Below are 13,371 nucleotides of genomic sequence, written 5' to 3'. Positions count from 1 at the left end.
GGGATAGGACCAGGACAATGAACGCACAGAATCTCAACGCGCCGTCCGCCTACTTCATGGCCGACAACCACGAGCAGATCGAAAGCCATACGCTTTCGGTTCTGGTTGACAACGAACCGGGCGTGCTTGCCCGGGTCATCGGCCTGTTCTCCGGTCGCGGCTACAACATCGACAGCCTGACCGTGTCGGAGACCGAGCACGAGAAGCACCTGTCGCGGATCACCATCGTCACCACCGGCACGCCGATGGTGATCGAGCAGATTCGTCACCAGCTTGAGCGTCTCGTGCCCGTGCATCGGGTCACCGACCTGACGGCGGATGCGCGTCGCCGCAATTTCGAGAAGCCGCTGGAGCGGGAGCTTGCGCTCATCAAGGTCACGGGCGTGGGCGAGAAGCGTCTCGAGGCTCTGCGCCTGTCCGATGCCTTCCGCGCCACGGTGATCGATGCGACGGCGGAGCATTTCGTCTTCGAGATCACCGGCCGCACCAGCAAGGTGGAGCAGTTCATCGCGATCCTGAAGCCGCTCGGCCTCGTCGAGGTGTCACGCTCCGGCGTCGCCGCCCTGCAGCGCGGTCCGGACGGGCTCTGAGCAGCGCTGGCGATACCAAAGATCTGACGTGGCGGGAGCAAAAACGGGTGTCATCGGCACTTGCCAGCCCCGCCACGATCGGGTACCAATTTCGCCGGTAACGGTTTGCTTACGTTTTGGCGTCACCGTTTGACAGAAAATTTCAACATGGTGCCTCGCTCGGTACCATTTGTGAGGATGGACGACCCGCATGATCGCCGCTGGCATCCCTGCCGCTTTTGCGATCGACGCGCGTAACACGCGCGGCGGCTCTCTTCGTTCGCCCTCCCTCCGCCTCGGCGGCCTCCTCCTCCTTATCAGCCCCTGAGCGCTGGCTGCCTCCCATACGAAGGAGGCGGGCACTCAGGGGATTGAAAGCTTCAAGACCGCAATCGGATTGAACCGGTTCCCGCGTGCGACCGAACATGCGCGACGCGGCCCGGATGAGAAGGACTGAAAAGCCATGGCTGGCAGCGACAAGATCTTCATTTTCGACACCACCCTGCGCGACGGCGAGCAGTCGCCCGGCGCTTCCATGACCCTGGAAGAAAAGCTGCAGGTGGCCGAACTCCTCGACGATATGGGGGTCGACATCATCGAGGCTGGCTTCCCCATTGCCTCCAACGGTGATTTCGAGGCGGTCTCCGAGATCGCCAAGCGCTCGAAGCGCTCGGTGATCGCCGGTCTGGCACGGGCCATCCATGCCGACATCGACCGGGCGGGCGAGGCGGTCCGCCATGCGGAGCGCGGTCGCATCCACACCTTCGTTTCGACTTCACCGATCCATCTGGAGTTCCAGATGAAGAAGACCGAGGCCGAGGTTCTCGACATCATCACCGATACGGTGACCCGCGCACGCAATCTGATCGATGACGTCGAATGGTCGGGCATGGACGCGACGCGCACGCCGATCGACTATCTGTGCCGCTGCGTCGAGACGGCCATCCGCGCCGGCGCGACGACGATCAACCTGCCGGACACGGTCGGCTATGCCACTCCGGACGAGTACAAGGCGATGTTCGAGCAGGTCCGCGCGCGCGTTCCGAACGCGGATCAGGCGATCTTCTCGGTTCATTGCCACAATGATCTGGGGCTGGCGGTGGCCAACTCGCTCGCCGGCGTCGCCGGCGGCGCGCGCCAGGTGGAATGCACCATCAACGGTCTGGGCGAGCGCGCCGGCAACGCCGCGCTGGAAGAGATCGTGATGGCGGTGCGCACCCGCGCGGATGTGCTGGCGTATGACTGCGGCGTCGACCCGAAGTACCTGACGCGCGCCTCCAAGCTGGTATCGGCGGTCTCCGGCTTCCCGGTGCAGTTCAACAAGGCCATCGTCGGCAAGAACGCCTTCGCGCACGAGAGTGGCATCCATCAGGACGGCATGCTCAAGAATGCCGAGACCTACGAGATCATGCGTCCCGAGGATGTTGGCGTGAAGTCGACCTCGCTGGTCATGGGCAAGCACTCAGGCCGCCACGCGTTCCGCCAGAAGCTGGAGGAACTGGGCTACGAGATCGGCGGCAACGCCTTCGAGGATGCCTTCCGCCGCTTCAAGGAACTGGCCGACCGCAAGAAGCATGTCTACGACGAGGACATCGACGCGCTGGTCGAGAACGAGATCGCGACCCAGGGCGAGCATATCCGCGTCATCGCGCTGACCGTGATCGCGGGAACCGGCGGTCCGCAGAAGGCGATCCTGACCATGGACATCGATGGTCGCCATGAAACCCGGGAGTGCTCGGGCGACGGGCCGGTCGATGCGACGTTCAACGCGATCAAGTCCATCGTGCCGCATGACGCGATGCTCTCGCTCTATCAGGTGCACGCCGTGACGGAAGGAACCGACGCGCAGGCCGAGGTTTCCGTTCGCCTCGAGGCCGACGGCCGCATGGCGACCGGCAAGGGCGCGGACACGGACACCCTTGTGGCCTCGGCGCGGGCTTATGTGTCGGCGCTCAACAAGCTGATCGCCCGTCAGAACCGTCCGGACCATCAGGAACTGCGGGCGGTCTGAGCCGCCTTGGAGCGGCCCAGTTGCTGCTGAGTGAAACGAAAAGCCCCGGCATCGCGTGATGCCGGGGCTTTTTGCATCAAAGACCTGTGCGACTTGTCGCCTGAGGTCAGGCGCTGAGGAAGCGTTTGGCCAGGGAGGGCGAGAGGATCTGCAGGCAATCGACCGCGCCGTCCTCGATTACCGTACGCTGGCGCTGCTTGAAGCCTATGCCTTCCATCATCCGTCTTGCCGGTGTGTTGCCGGCGGCGACGAAGGCGATCAGATGGGTGTAATAGGTGTTGCGGAAGTACCAGTCGACCAGCGCAGAGGCGAGTTCCGAGGCATAGCCCTTGCCCCAATGCGCGGCGCCGAGGCAGACGCTGAGCGCGACCTCCGAGGTTTCCCGGTAGACCGAGAAGCCGGCGCGCCCGACAAAGCTGCCGTCGCCGAGCGTTGCCTTCCACTGGGTGAAGCCGCGCCGCTCCTGACCGGTGATGTAATCGGCCAGATGTCGTTCGGCGTCTGCGCTTGTGTGGATGATCTCGTGGGACGCGAGGTATCGGTTGACGGAAGGATCCCGGTGGAGACCGACAAGATCGGAAAGGTCGGTCTCGGCGAAGGTCGAGAGCCGCAGACGCTCCGTCTGCAGGATCGTGGTATTCGCCATCTTGTTCTCCTCCTCCAGGCGCGGATGCGCGCGCTTGGGTCATCCGGATACGCCGGTTCGTTATGCGGAAATGCTTCCGCTTCGCCGTCCGTCCTGGCGGCGTGGTGCTGTCTCCCTCCCAAGAGCCGGCCTTGCGATGCTCGCGTCGCGACATGCGTGTCGCGTGAACATGGCCCTGGCCGCACCGCGTGCATCCGGGACAAAGGGCCTGACGATTGGTTCGCCTGCCGTGCCCGGGACGCCGCATGCCGTCATTTTACGCCAGATAGGGTGGCGCAAGCAATGCAGGAGCGTTGTTTCAGATTGACTTAAAATTGTGTCAGTGCCGTGTCCACACTTCCTGCGCTAGGGTTGAGCCGTGGCCAGTTGGCGAGTTGACCTCGGAAAAAGGTCTCCTGACGCTTTGCATACTGGCGGGTTGCGGCGGTTGCGGCCACGACCGCGTCGGCGACGGACAGCTTGCCCTCGGCGACGCTTGCCAACTCGCGCAGGCCGATTGCTTTCATCGCCGGGAGGGCCGGATCCAGGCCTCGGGACATGAGCGCGCGGGCTTCCTCGCAGGCGCCGGTCTCCACCATGCGCGCGAATCGATCTTCGATCCGGGCGTGGAGCCAGGGCCTGGGCGGAGCGAGAACAACCCTTCGCGTGTCCTGCGAAAGCAAGGCCTCGCCCGTTTGCTGTTGCCAGTGGAGCAGGGACCTGCCGGTTGCCTCGATGACCTCGAGCGCCCGCGACAGACGCTGGGTGTCGCCCTTCTCCAGCCGCGCCGCCATCTCCGCGTCGCGCTCCGCCAGGGCTGCGTGCAACACGCCGGGCTTGGCGGTCTCGGCGAAGGCCCGCCATCGGTCGCGTACCTCCTGGGGGATCGGCGGTACCCGGGAGAGCCCGCCGAACAGGGCGCGAAAATAAAGGCCGGTGCCTCCGACGATGACGAGCGGCCGTCCGGTGATGCGGGCCTGCTCGATGACCTCGCGGATATCGTCGAGCCAGCGGGCGACCGAGTATTTGGCGGCTGCGTCCACATGCCCGTAGAGAAGATGCGGCGCGCGGGCGAGGTCGTCGGCCTCGGGTCTGGCCGTCAGCACGTTCAGGTCGCGGTAGACCTGCATGCTGTCGGCATTGACGACAATGCCGCCGTCGCGCTCGGCCAGCGCAACAGCAAGCGCCGACTTGCCGCTCGCGGTGGGGCCCGCTATCAACGTGACCGGTTGCCTCACGCTCCACTCCTCATCTCGGAAAGCCTGTCTCGATGTCGCTTGTCGCCACGTTGATTTCCAATCCTCTCGCGCCGCAGGTCGATGCGGACACCGTGGAACGGGTCGCCGCCGCCCTCGCGGCTGGCCTGTCCTGTCCCTCGCCACACACCGAGACACTCGCGCCCGGGATCGCGGCCGACATTGTCTTCGAGGCGGACGTCGCGGCCGCCGACGAGGCCGAGCTGATCCTTCGGTCCAGCCTGGGCGATGCCGCCATCGATGTCGTTGTGCAGAAGCGGGCCACCAGACGCAAGCGCCTGCTTATCGCGGACATGGATTCCACCCTGATTCAGCAGGAGTGCATCGACGAGCTGGCCGCTGCCGTTGGCAAGAAGGAGGTGATCTCGGCGATCACCGAACGTGCGATGCGGGGCGAGCTGGAGTTCGAGGGCGCTCTGCGCGAGCGCGCCGGAATGCTGGCCGGGCTGGAGGCCGCCGTGATCGGAAAGGTTCTCGCCGAGCAGATCGCCCTGACGCCCGGTGCCCGCGAACTCGTTGCTACGATGAAGGCGGATGGTGCCTATTGCGCGCTGGTTTCGGGCGGTTTCACCTCCTTCACCAGCGAGATTGCAGCAACGCTCGGCATGGACGAGCACAAGGCCAACACGCTTCTTGTCGAGGGCGGGAAGCTGACCGGCAAGGTCGGTGAGCCGATCCTCGGGCGCAGCGCCAAGCGCGAGCGGCTGCAGCAGCTCCTGGACGAAAAGGGGCTGGTGCCGGCAGATGCGATCGCCGTTGGCGACGGAGCGAACGATCTTGCGATGATCGAGCTGGCCGGGCTTGGCGTCGCCTTTCATGCCAAGCCATCGGTGGCGGCGGCTGCCGATGCGCGCATCGACCACGGCGATCTGACGGCGCTGCTCTACCTCCAAGGCTACACGGCGCGCGACATCGTCAGCGGCTGAAGCCCGGGGGGCTACCGGCCGGTAAGAGACAAAAGGGGCGCGGCCTTGCGGTCGCGCCCCTTTTTCGTTCGCAAAGGCTAGATTGGCTCAGGCCGACGTCAGTCGTCCGCGATGGGCAGCGGGATGAAGCGGACTTCTCCCTGCGCGTTGGAGACGAGGAACAGGGCAAGCCGCCGTCCTTCGTCCTTGAGCGCCTTGAGGCGGGCGGAAATGTCGGCCGGCGTGGACACGCTCTCCTGCGCGACCTCGACGATGACGTCGCCGGCGGCAATGCGCTTTTCCTCGGCGGGCGAGCCGGTGGCAACGGCGGTGACGACAACGCCGGCGACATCGGCAGCGATGCTGTGCTTCTGGCGCAGCTCGTCGGAAACCGGGGCAAGGGTCATGCCCAGAACTTCGGTTTCCTTTGCCGCAGCGCCGGGCTTGCCGTCCGCGCCATCCTCGGCGTCGGCGATCTTGTCGGCTTCCTCGAGGCGGCCGAGCGTCACCTTGAGTTCCACTTCCTCACCCTTGCGCAGGACGACGATGGAAACCTCTTCGCCGACCGGCGTGTCCGCGACCATGCGCGGCAGGTCGTGCATGGAGGGAACATCGGTGCCGTTGAACCCGATCACCACGTCGCCGGGTTCGATCTTGGCGTCCTCGGCCGGACCGCCCTCGGTCACGCCGGCGACCAGTGCGCCACGGGCGCGGTCCATTCCGAGGCTTTCGGCGATCTCGTCGGTGACTTCCTGGATGCGCACGCCGAGCCAGCCGCGGCGGGTTTCGCCATACTCGCGAAGCTGTGCCACCACGCGGATCGCCGTCTCCGAGGGGATGGCGAAGCCAATGCCGATGGATCCGCCGGAGGGCGAGATGATGGCGGTGTTGATGCCGATCACCTGGCCTTCGCGGTTGAACAGCGGGCCGCCGGAGTTGCCGCGATTGATGGAGGCGTCGGTCTGGATGTAGTTGTCATAGGGGCCGGAGTTGATGTTCCGGTTGCGCGCCGAGACGATGCCGGTCGTGACCGTTCCGCCCAGGCCGAACGGGTTGCCGATGGCCATCACCCACTCGCCGACGCGCATCTTCTCGGAATCGCCGAAAGACACGTCGGTCAGCGGCGCTTCCGGCTTCACCTTCAAGACGGCGATGTCCGTCTTGGGGTCGGTGCCCACCACCTCGGCAGAGAGCTTTGCGCCATCGGTGAAGTTCACCGTGATCTCGTCAGCGCCCTCGATGACATGGTTGTTGGTGACGATGATGCCTTCCTTGCCGTCGAGCACGAAGCCCGAACCGAGCGATTGCACCCGCCGTGGACGGTCGCTGTCGCGGTTCTGACGGTTGAAGAATTCGTCAAAGAACTCCTGGAAGGGAGATCCTTCCGGAACCTGCGGCAGCGGCACGGAGCGCTGTGCCGTGACATTCTGCGCGGTGGAGATGTTCACGACCGCGTCAAGCAGCTTCTCGGCCAGGTCCGGGACGGACTCGGGCGGCTGGGCGTGAGCGGGGGAGAGCGGCGTTACGACGCTGCCGAGACCGACCATGCAGGCAAGCGTGCCCGCGGCCGCGAGACGTGCGAGCCGCGACGGGCTTCGGGGGGAACGTGAGGCGATGTTCAACAGGGCCATTGGCCGTTGTCCTCCAGTTGGCAAGGGGCCATCCGCGCGCGGTTCATCCGACCGGCGCGCGAGGATCGCGGGGGCACGGGACGCGGATACGTCCGGCTGCCCCGATTCTAACGCGAAACCGGCGCGGGAGAAATGAATCTCCCGCGCCGGCTGATTGGGGGCTCCGGCTAGCCGCGTGCCAGCCAGACGATCATCACACCGACGAACAGGGCGGCGAGGCCGCCGACCCTGAGCGTCTGGTCGGGCAGCTCCTGCATCGCCTGCATCGCGCGTTTGAGAGCCGTGGGGGCGAGCGCATAGAGCGTGCCTTCCAAAGCCAGCGCGAGGCCGAGCGCCGCAAGAAGCTCCGTCACTGGGCGACCGGCGCGACCGGTGTCTCGTTCGTCGGACGACCGACGCCACGCGGGTCACGGAAGTAGCGGAAGAAGTCCGAGCTCGGCGACAGCACCATCGAGGTGCCGCCCTCGTTCAGCGCCGCCGCGTAGGCCTGCATCGAACGATAGAAGTCGAAGAACTCCTGATCCTTGCCGAAAGCCTCGGCGAAGACGCTGTTCCGCTCCGCGTCGCCATCGCCGCGGATCACTTCCGAATCGCGCTTGGCCTCGGCGACGATGACCGTGGCGTCACGTTCGGCGCGCGAGCGGATACGCTGAGCCTGCTCGGAACCCTGCGCGCGGATCTCGGTCGCCTCGCGCTGGCGCTCCGTCTGCATGCGACGGAAAATCGCCTCCGAGTTGGTCTGCGGCAGGTCGGCGCGACGGATCTTGACGTCCACGACCTCGATGCCGAGCGGGGCTGCCTTCAGAGCCACACCCTTGCGGATTTCGTCCATGAGCTCGGAACGGTTGTCCCGCACCACATGGAGGAAGGTCGAGCGACCGAGCACCGAACGGATGCTGGCATCCATGAAGGTCGACAGGCGCTGGTTTGCCTCCGACACGTTGTTGACCGTCTGGAAGAAGAGCACCGGGTTGGTGATCCGATAGCGGGCGTAGGCGTCCGCCACCAGCCGCTTCTTGTCCGACAGGATCGGCTCGATGGGCGGCATGTCCAGGTTGAGCACGCGCTTGTCGAAATAGACCACGTTCTGCACGAACGGGATCTTGAACTTCAGGCCCGGATCGCGCTCGCTGCCCTTCACCTCACCAAACTGCAGGACGAGCGCCTGCTGGGTCGGATTGACGATGTAGACGGACATGTAGGCGACGAAGGCCGCGACGACGAGGACGACGCCGATGAGACCGAGAAACCCGTTCTTCATCACTGGTTGCCTCCGGTACGGGCCGAGCCCTGGTTGCGGTTGAGCTGGTCGAGCGGCAGATAGGGCACCACGCCACCGTCGCCACCACCGACCTTGTCGTCGATGATGATCTTGTTGTTGGCGCCGAGCACCTTCTCAAGCGTCTCCAGATAGAGGCGCTGGCGGGTCACGTCGGGAGCCTTCTCGTATTCCTCGAGAACCTTGGTGAAACGCTGGGCCTGACCGTTTGCCTCGGCGACCGTCTGCTCGCGATAGGCGTTCGCGGCCTCGAGGATGCGTGCTGCCTCGCCGCGCGCTTCCGGCACGACGCGGTTGGCATAGGCCTGCGCCTCGTTCTGGATGCGCTCCTGGTCGGCGCGCGCCGCCTGGACGTCGCGGAAGGCCTCGATGACCTGCTGCGGAGGATCGACCTTCTGCATCTGCACGTCGGTTACTTCGACGCCCGCGCCGTAGCGGTTGAGCGAGGTCTGCATCAGCTCCATCACGGAGCCCTGGACCTGCTGCTTGTTCTCGGCAAGGACGGAATCGATGTTGTTCTCGCCAACGACCTCACGCATCGAGCTCTCGGCGACAGCCTTCACGGTGCCTTCGGGATTCTGGATGTTGAACAGGTAGTTGGAGACACCCTCGCGGGTGTTGAGAATGCGCCACTGCACCTTGAAGTCGACGTCGACGATGTTCTCGTCGCCGGTCAGCATCAGGCTTTCCTCGGCCACGTCCTGCTTGGCCACCTGGCTGCCGCGCACCGTTTCGCGCATGCCGATGGAGACCTCGCGGATGCGCTGGACGTCCGGCGTGAAGACAGTGCCGACAGGATAGGGCCAGTTGTAATTGAGGCCCGGCTTGGTCTGGTTGACCACCTTGCCAAAGACCAGCTCGACACCGACCTGGCCCTGGTCGACCCGGTAGAAGCCCGTCGCAAGCCACACGGCACCGGCAATAAGCACGGCAAGGATAATGCCCTTCGCGCCCATGTTGCCGCCGCCGGGAAGAACGGTTCGCAGGGTGTCCTGACCGCGCTTCAGGAGATCTTCCAGATCAGGAGAATTGCCGCCGCCACCGCCGCCACCGCCGCGCTGCGGGCCACCGCCCCAGGGGCCGCCGCCGCCGGAACCACCGCCCCCCCAGGGGCCGCCGCTCCCGCCGCCTTTCCAGCCACCGCCATTCTGGTTGCTCCAAGGCATCAAGACATCCTTCGTTTGGCCCAGGCCACGCGGCCGGGGTCGTTGCATTCGATTGCGCCAATAGATCCTGGCGAGGTTATAGGAAGATTAGCAGGGCCTTTCAATGAAGCCCATCGTCGCGCCTCCCGAGAGGGAATTGGCGATTCAGTCCTTTGTTTTCAATCTCTCGAAGTGGTTTGCGGCCGCTTCGGGCTTGAAAAAGTCGAGAGCACCGCCAATCGGCCGCCGTTCGGTCGGGCTTCAGCCCGTCAACCGCTCGGAATGCCATGCGAAATGGTCTTCCAGGAACGTGGCGATGAAGTTGTAGGAATGGTCGTACCCCCCCTGTATCCGAAGGGTCAGCTCGACGCCCGCCTGCCGGCAGGCCTCGTCGAGCGCGTATGGATGCAACTGCTCGGCAAGGAAGCCGTCGCTGCCGCCCTGGTCCACAAGAATGTCCCCGCTCCAGCCGCGCGTGCGCAGCAGCTCACATGCATCGTGCTCGCGCCAGTCCTCGCGATTCTCCCCGAGATATGCCGAAAACGCCTTCTCTCCCCAGGGGCAGGCTGCGGGATTGGCGATCGGCGCGAAGGCCGAGACCGATCGGAAACGGTCCGGGTGACGCATGGCCAGCGTCAGCGCGCCATGACCGCCCATCGAGTGGCCGGTGATTCCGACCGCACCTTCCCAAACGGGAAACTCGGCGGTGACCAGATCGAAAAGCTCCTCGGCGACATAGGTTTCCATGTTGAAATTGGGTGCCCAGGGGGCCTGCGTCGCATCGACATAGAAACCCGCGCCCTTGCCCAGGTCATAGGCCTCGTCGTCGGCGACGGTGTCGCCGCGCGGGCTGGTGTCGGGGGCGACGACGATCATGCCGTGAAGCGCCGCCAGACGCTGGTACCCTGCCTTGCTGGTCGCGTTCTCCCAGGTGCAGGTCAGGCCGGAGAGGTAGAAAAGGGTCGGGCAGGCCTCGCCGCGCAGGGCCTCCGCCGGCAGGAAGACAGCGAATTCCATGTCGGTGCCGGTCGCGGTCGAGGCATGGCGGTACACGCGCTGCTCGCCACCGAAGGCGCGCGCGGTCGAGAGGGTGTCTAGCGTCATTGGGTCTGGTTCTCCAGCAGTTCCGCCGTGGCGGGACGGCGCATGTCGATGTGGGGGATGCCGTCCTCGAGATATTCCGCACTGATCGGGGAAAACCCGAGGCTTGCATAGAAGCCGGAAAGATGGGCCTGCGCGGCGAGGACGGAAGCGGTTCCGGGATGGTTCAGGGCGATCTCGGCAAGTGCCATGCGCACCAGCGCGGAGCCGAGCCCGGCGCCGCGCCAGTCCGGCGCGGTGACGATGCGTCCGATATGGGCGGCGCCGTCGCCGCCCGGTGGCGGCGTCGGTGCGAAGACACGAAGATAGGCGGCGAGCCGGCCTGTCCCTGCGTCCTCAAGCAGGAGATGGCTGGCGTCGGGATCGCGCCCGTCGATTTCCGGATAGGGGCAGGCCTGCTCGACGACGAAGACGTCGACGCGCAGTCGCAGCACGGCATAGAGCCGCTCCGGCGAGAGCTCGTGGAAGTCCGCCCAGGTCGCCCGCAAGGGGCCTCGTCCCCGAGGGCTGGCGGGGGGCTTTGCGGCGCGAATCATGCCTTGCCTGGAGCCTCGCCATGGGCCGGTTCGTCGCCGGCAATGCGGGACAGGGCGGCGATCTGTTCCTCGAGGCGTTCGAGTGCCTCGCCGGTTCGCTCGTGGGTTTCCTTGAGCGACTTTATGCTCGCGGCGATGACCGCCAGCTCGCTCGACAGAGGGCTGTCGACAGGCGCGTCGCCGACGCCATAGAGCAACCAGGTGGGACTGATGCCGAGAAAGCCGGCCAGCATGGTCAGCCGGTTGGCGCGCGGCTCCGAACGGCCGGCCTCCCAGCCGGTGACGGTGGCCGTCTTGACGCCGATGCGCCGGGCAAGCTGAGCGCCGCTGAGACCTGCAGCCTCGCGGGCGCGTCGGATCCTGCCGCCGATCGTGTCCCGATCACGGGCATCCGACCACATGCTGCGTTCCGTTGTCATCGCGTCGCTCCCTCTTTTTGCTTCTCCCGGTGACGGCGCGCCGATGCCGGCGCGCCGTTGAGGCAAGGCGGTCAGAAGGTCACGACGGACCGGATCGACTTGCCCTCATGCATGAGGTCAAAGGCCTCGTTGATCTTTTCGAGCGGCATGGTGTGGGTGATCATGCTGTCGATATCGATCTTGCCGTCCATGTACCAGTCGACGATCTTCGGCACATCCGTGCGGCCGCGCGCGCCGCCAAAGGCGGAGCCACGCCAGGAGCGGCCGGTCACGAGCTGGAACGGGCGGGTGGAGATTTCCTGTCCCGCGCCGGCAACGCCGATGATGATGGATTCGCCCCAGCCCTTGTGAGCGCATTCCAGCGCCTGGCGCATGGTCGCCGGCCGGCCAATGCATTCGAAGGAATAGTCGGCGCCGCCCTTGGTCAGATCGACCAGATAGGGGACCAGATCACCCTCGACCTCGTTGGGATTGACGAAGTGGGTCATGCCGTACCGCTCGGCTATTTCCTTCTTGGCCGGGTTGATGTCGACACCGACGATCATGTTGGCGCCGACGAGGCGGGCACCCTGGATGACGTTGAGGCCGATACCGCCGAGGCCGAAGACGATGACGTTGGAGCCGGGCTCCACCTTGGCCGTGTTGATCACGGCACCGATGCCGGTGGTGACGCCGCAGCCGATGTAGCAGATCTTGTCGAAGGGGGCGTCCTCACGCACCTTGGCGAGCGCGATCTCCGGCACGACCGTAAAGTTGGCGAAGGTCGAAGTGCCCATGTAGTGGAACACCTTCTCGCCGCCGACGGAGAAGCGCGAGGAGCCGTCCGGCATCACGCCGGCACCCTGGGTGGCGCGGATCTTCTGGCACAGGTTGGTCTTCGGGTTGAGGCAGTATTCGCACTCGCGGCACTCGGGTGTGTAGAGCGGAATCACATGGTCGCCCGGCTTCAGCGAGGTGACGCCCTTGCCGACCTCGCGGACGATGCCGGCACCCTCATGGCCGAGAATTGCGGGGAAGATGCCTTCCGGGTCGTCGCCGGAAAGGGTGAAAGCGTCCGTGTGACAGACTCCCGTCGCCTTGATCTCAACCAGCACCTCGAAGGCCTTGGGTCCCTCAAGTTGCACGGTTTCGATCGTGAGGGGCTGGCCGGCCTTGTGGGCCACTGCGGCGCGTACATCCATGAGAAGCATTCCTTCGAGCGTGTTGAGCTTGCGGGCGCGCGGTTCCGGCACGATCCCTTTGACCCGATCCTAGGAAAGGATAGCGGCGGGCGAAAGGGCGGAGACGACGCGAAAGGTCGATTGTGCGACAGCGTGAGGGAGCCGATGCCCGGGGTCAGGCACTGTTGTCGCGTCGAATATAGGTGAGGAAGGTCACCTCGGCGCTGTCCTTCGGGCCGCGTTGGGGTGTCTCTCGTGCGGTTTCCCGCCAGATGGCAGGGTCTATGTCGGGAAAGCGCGTGTCGCCTTCGGGTGTCGCATGGACACGGGTGATCTCGAGGCGGTCGGCGCGACCGATGGTCGCGGCGTAGATCTGGCCGCCGCCGATCACCATGATCGCATCGACCCCGTCGGCCCGCGCGATCTCGCCGGCAAGGGCCAGTCCCTCGGCGGGGGTCGCCACGACACGCAGGCCCTCGTGGGCAAATCCGGGATCGCGGGTGATGACGATGTTCGTGCGCCCGGGAAGCGGGCGGCCGATGGAGGCGAACGTCTTGCGACCCATGACCACCGGATGTCCGCTCGTCAGGCGCTTGAAGCGCTTCAGGTCGCTGGAGAGCCGCCAGGGCATGTCGCCGACAGCGCCGATCACCCCGTTTTCTGCCGCTGCGGCGACAAGCACGATTTGCGGCGTGTTGGCTGACGTCATGGGGGCTCCGGCTCCGGCCTTCCGA

The 13,371-nt window shown here is 65.5% G+C and carries 14 protein-coding genes; 3 read left to right on the top strand and 11 right to left on the bottom strand.

Annotated elements, in window-relative coordinates:
• The first annotated feature begins 17 nt into the window (after positions 1-17).
• Together ilvN and ACN0WF_RS01545 are read left to right on the top strand one after the other, a co-directional pair.
• Positions 18-590: an acetolactate synthase small subunit gene (ilvN, locus tag ACN0WF_RS01550; protein ID WP_417771006.1), complete on the top strand. Its 573-nt coding sequence runs from the start codon at positions 18-20 to the stop codon at positions 588-590.
• Between the two features lie 442 nt (positions 591-1,032).
• A complete protein-coding gene (locus tag ACN0WF_RS01545; protein ID WP_417771005.1) occupies positions 1,033-2,580 on the top strand; it encodes a 2-isopropylmalate synthase in 1,548 nt (515 codons plus the stop codon).
• Between the two features lie 106 nt (positions 2,581-2,686).
• On the opposite strand, the gene ACN0WF_RS01540 is transcribed toward ACN0WF_RS01545, so the two are convergent.
• Both ACN0WF_RS01540 and miaA read right to left on the bottom strand, forming a co-directional pair.
• Positions 2,687-3,226, bottom strand: coding sequence for a GNAT family N-acetyltransferase (locus ACN0WF_RS01540; protein WP_417771004.1), 540 nt, complete (start codon positions 3,224-3,226; stop codon positions 2,687-2,689).
• 308 nt (positions 3,227-3,534) lie between these two features.
• Entirely contained in the window at positions 3,535-4,443 is a 909-nt protein-coding gene (miaA, locus tag ACN0WF_RS01535; RefSeq protein ID WP_417771003.1) for a tRNA (adenosine(37)-N6)-dimethylallyltransferase MiaA, read from the bottom strand.
• Positions 4,444-4,475: 32 nt separating this feature from the next.
• Here miaA and serB point away from each other — a divergent pair, with 32 nt between their 5' ends.
• Entirely contained in the window at positions 4,476-5,387 is a 912-nt protein-coding gene (serB, locus tag ACN0WF_RS01530) for a phosphoserine phosphatase SerB (RefSeq protein WP_417771002.1), read from the top strand.
• A 98-nt stretch (positions 5,388-5,485) separates the two neighbouring features.
• On the opposite strand, the gene ACN0WF_RS01525 is transcribed toward serB, so the two are convergent.
• The 9 genes from ACN0WF_RS01525 to ACN0WF_RS01485 all read right to left on the bottom strand — a co-directional run bounded on the left by ACN0WF_RS01525 (position 5,486) and on the right by ACN0WF_RS01485 (position 13,346).
• On the bottom strand, positions 5,486-6,997 hold the full coding sequence (locus ACN0WF_RS01525; RefSeq protein ID WP_417771001.1) for a DegQ family serine endoprotease: 1,512 nt from the start codon (positions 6,995-6,997) through the stop codon (positions 5,486-5,488).
• 167 nt (positions 6,998-7,164) lie between these two features.
• A complete protein-coding gene (locus ACN0WF_RS01520) occupies positions 7,165-7,350 on the bottom strand; it encodes a DUF2065 domain-containing protein (RefSeq protein ID WP_417771000.1) in 186 nt (61 codons plus the stop codon).
• Positions 7,347-8,258, bottom strand: coding sequence for a protease modulator HflC (hflC, locus tag ACN0WF_RS01515; RefSeq protein ID WP_417770999.1), 912 nt, complete (start codon positions 8,256-8,258; stop codon positions 7,347-7,349). The genes ACN0WF_RS01520 and hflC overlap by 4 nt, the downstream gene beginning before the upstream one ends.
• Complete coding sequence (gene hflK, locus ACN0WF_RS01510; RefSeq protein ID WP_417770998.1) at positions 8,258-9,442, bottom strand: FtsH protease activity modulator HflK; 1,185 nt, start codon at positions 9,440-9,442, stop codon at positions 8,258-8,260. Before hflK ends, hflC begins: the two co-directional genes overlap by 1 nt.
• 240 nt (positions 9,443-9,682) lie before the next feature.
• Entirely contained in the window at positions 9,683-10,525 is an 843-nt protein-coding gene (gene fghA, locus ACN0WF_RS01505; protein WP_417770997.1) for an S-formylglutathione hydrolase, read from the bottom strand.
• Positions 10,522-11,010: a GNAT family N-acetyltransferase gene (locus tag ACN0WF_RS01500; RefSeq protein WP_417770996.1), complete on the bottom strand. Its 489-nt coding sequence runs from the start codon at positions 11,008-11,010 to the stop codon at positions 10,522-10,524. Before ACN0WF_RS01500 ends, fghA begins: the two co-directional genes overlap by 4 nt.
• A gap of 44 nt (positions 11,011-11,054) precedes the next feature.
• Positions 11,055-11,477 carry a helix-turn-helix domain-containing protein gene (locus ACN0WF_RS01495; protein WP_417770995.1) on the bottom strand — a complete coding sequence of 141 codons (423 nt, stop codon included), beginning with the start codon at positions 11,475-11,477 and terminating at the stop codon, positions 11,055-11,057.
• 71 nt (positions 11,478-11,548) lie between these two features.
• Positions 11,549-12,658, bottom strand: coding sequence for an S-(hydroxymethyl)glutathione dehydrogenase/class III alcohol dehydrogenase (locus tag ACN0WF_RS01490; protein WP_417771208.1), 1,110 nt, complete (start codon positions 12,656-12,658; stop codon positions 11,549-11,551).
• Positions 12,659-12,812: 154 nt separating this feature from the next.
• On the bottom strand, positions 12,813-13,346 hold the full coding sequence (locus ACN0WF_RS01485) for a dihydrofolate reductase (protein ID WP_417770994.1): 534 nt from the start codon (positions 13,344-13,346) through the stop codon (positions 12,813-12,815).
• Positions 13,347-13,371: the final 25 nt, after the last annotated feature.

Origin of the sequence: Stappia sp., from assembly GCF_048268045.1 — a bacterium.
Lineage (GTDB): Bacteria > Pseudomonadota > Alphaproteobacteria > Rhizobiales > Stappiaceae > Stappia.
The sequence above is the reverse complement of the archived record's forward strand: the minus strand, read 5'-3'. Positions and strand labels throughout refer to the sequence as shown.

Excerpts from the sequence above, each read along its gene's own strand:
- ilvN (WP_417771006.1), top strand. The coding sequence starts at position 18 with ATGAACGCACAGAATCTCAACGCGCCGTCCGCCTACTTCATGGCCGAC.
- ACN0WF_RS01545 (WP_417771005.1), top strand. The coding sequence starts at position 1,033 with ATGGCTGGCAGCGACAAGATCTTCATTTTCGACACCACCCTGCGCGAC.
- ACN0WF_RS01540 (WP_417771004.1), bottom strand. The coding sequence starts at position 3,226 with ATGGCGAATACCACGATCCTGCAGACGGAGCGTCTGCGGCTCTCGACC.
- serB (WP_417771002.1), top strand. The coding sequence starts at position 4,476 with ATGTCGCTTGTCGCCACGTTGATTTCCAATCCTCTCGCGCCGCAGGTC.
- ACN0WF_RS01525 (WP_417771001.1), bottom strand. The coding sequence starts at position 6,997 with ATGGCCCTGTTGAACATCGCCTCACGTTCCCCCCGAAGCCCGTCGCGG.
- hflC (WP_417770999.1), bottom strand. The coding sequence starts at position 8,258 with ATGAAGAACGGGTTTCTCGGTCTCATCGGCGTCGTCCTCGTCGTCGCG.
- hflK (WP_417770998.1), bottom strand. The coding sequence starts at position 9,442 with ATGCCTTGGAGCAACCAGAATGGCGGTGGCTGGAAAGGCGGCGGGAGC.
- fghA (WP_417770997.1), bottom strand. The coding sequence starts at position 10,525 with ATGACGCTAGACACCCTCTCGACCGCGCGCGCCTTCGGTGGCGAGCAG.
- ACN0WF_RS01495 (WP_417770995.1), bottom strand. The coding sequence starts at position 11,477 with ATGACAACGGAACGCAGCATGTGGTCGGATGCCCGTGATCGGGACACG.
- ACN0WF_RS01490 (WP_417771208.1), bottom strand. The coding sequence starts at position 12,658 with ATGGATGTACGCGCCGCAGTGGCCCACAAGGCCGGCCAGCCCCTCACG.
- ACN0WF_RS01485 (WP_417770994.1), bottom strand. The coding sequence starts at position 13,346 with ATGACGTCAGCCAACACGCCGCAAATCGTGCTTGTCGCCGCAGCGGCA.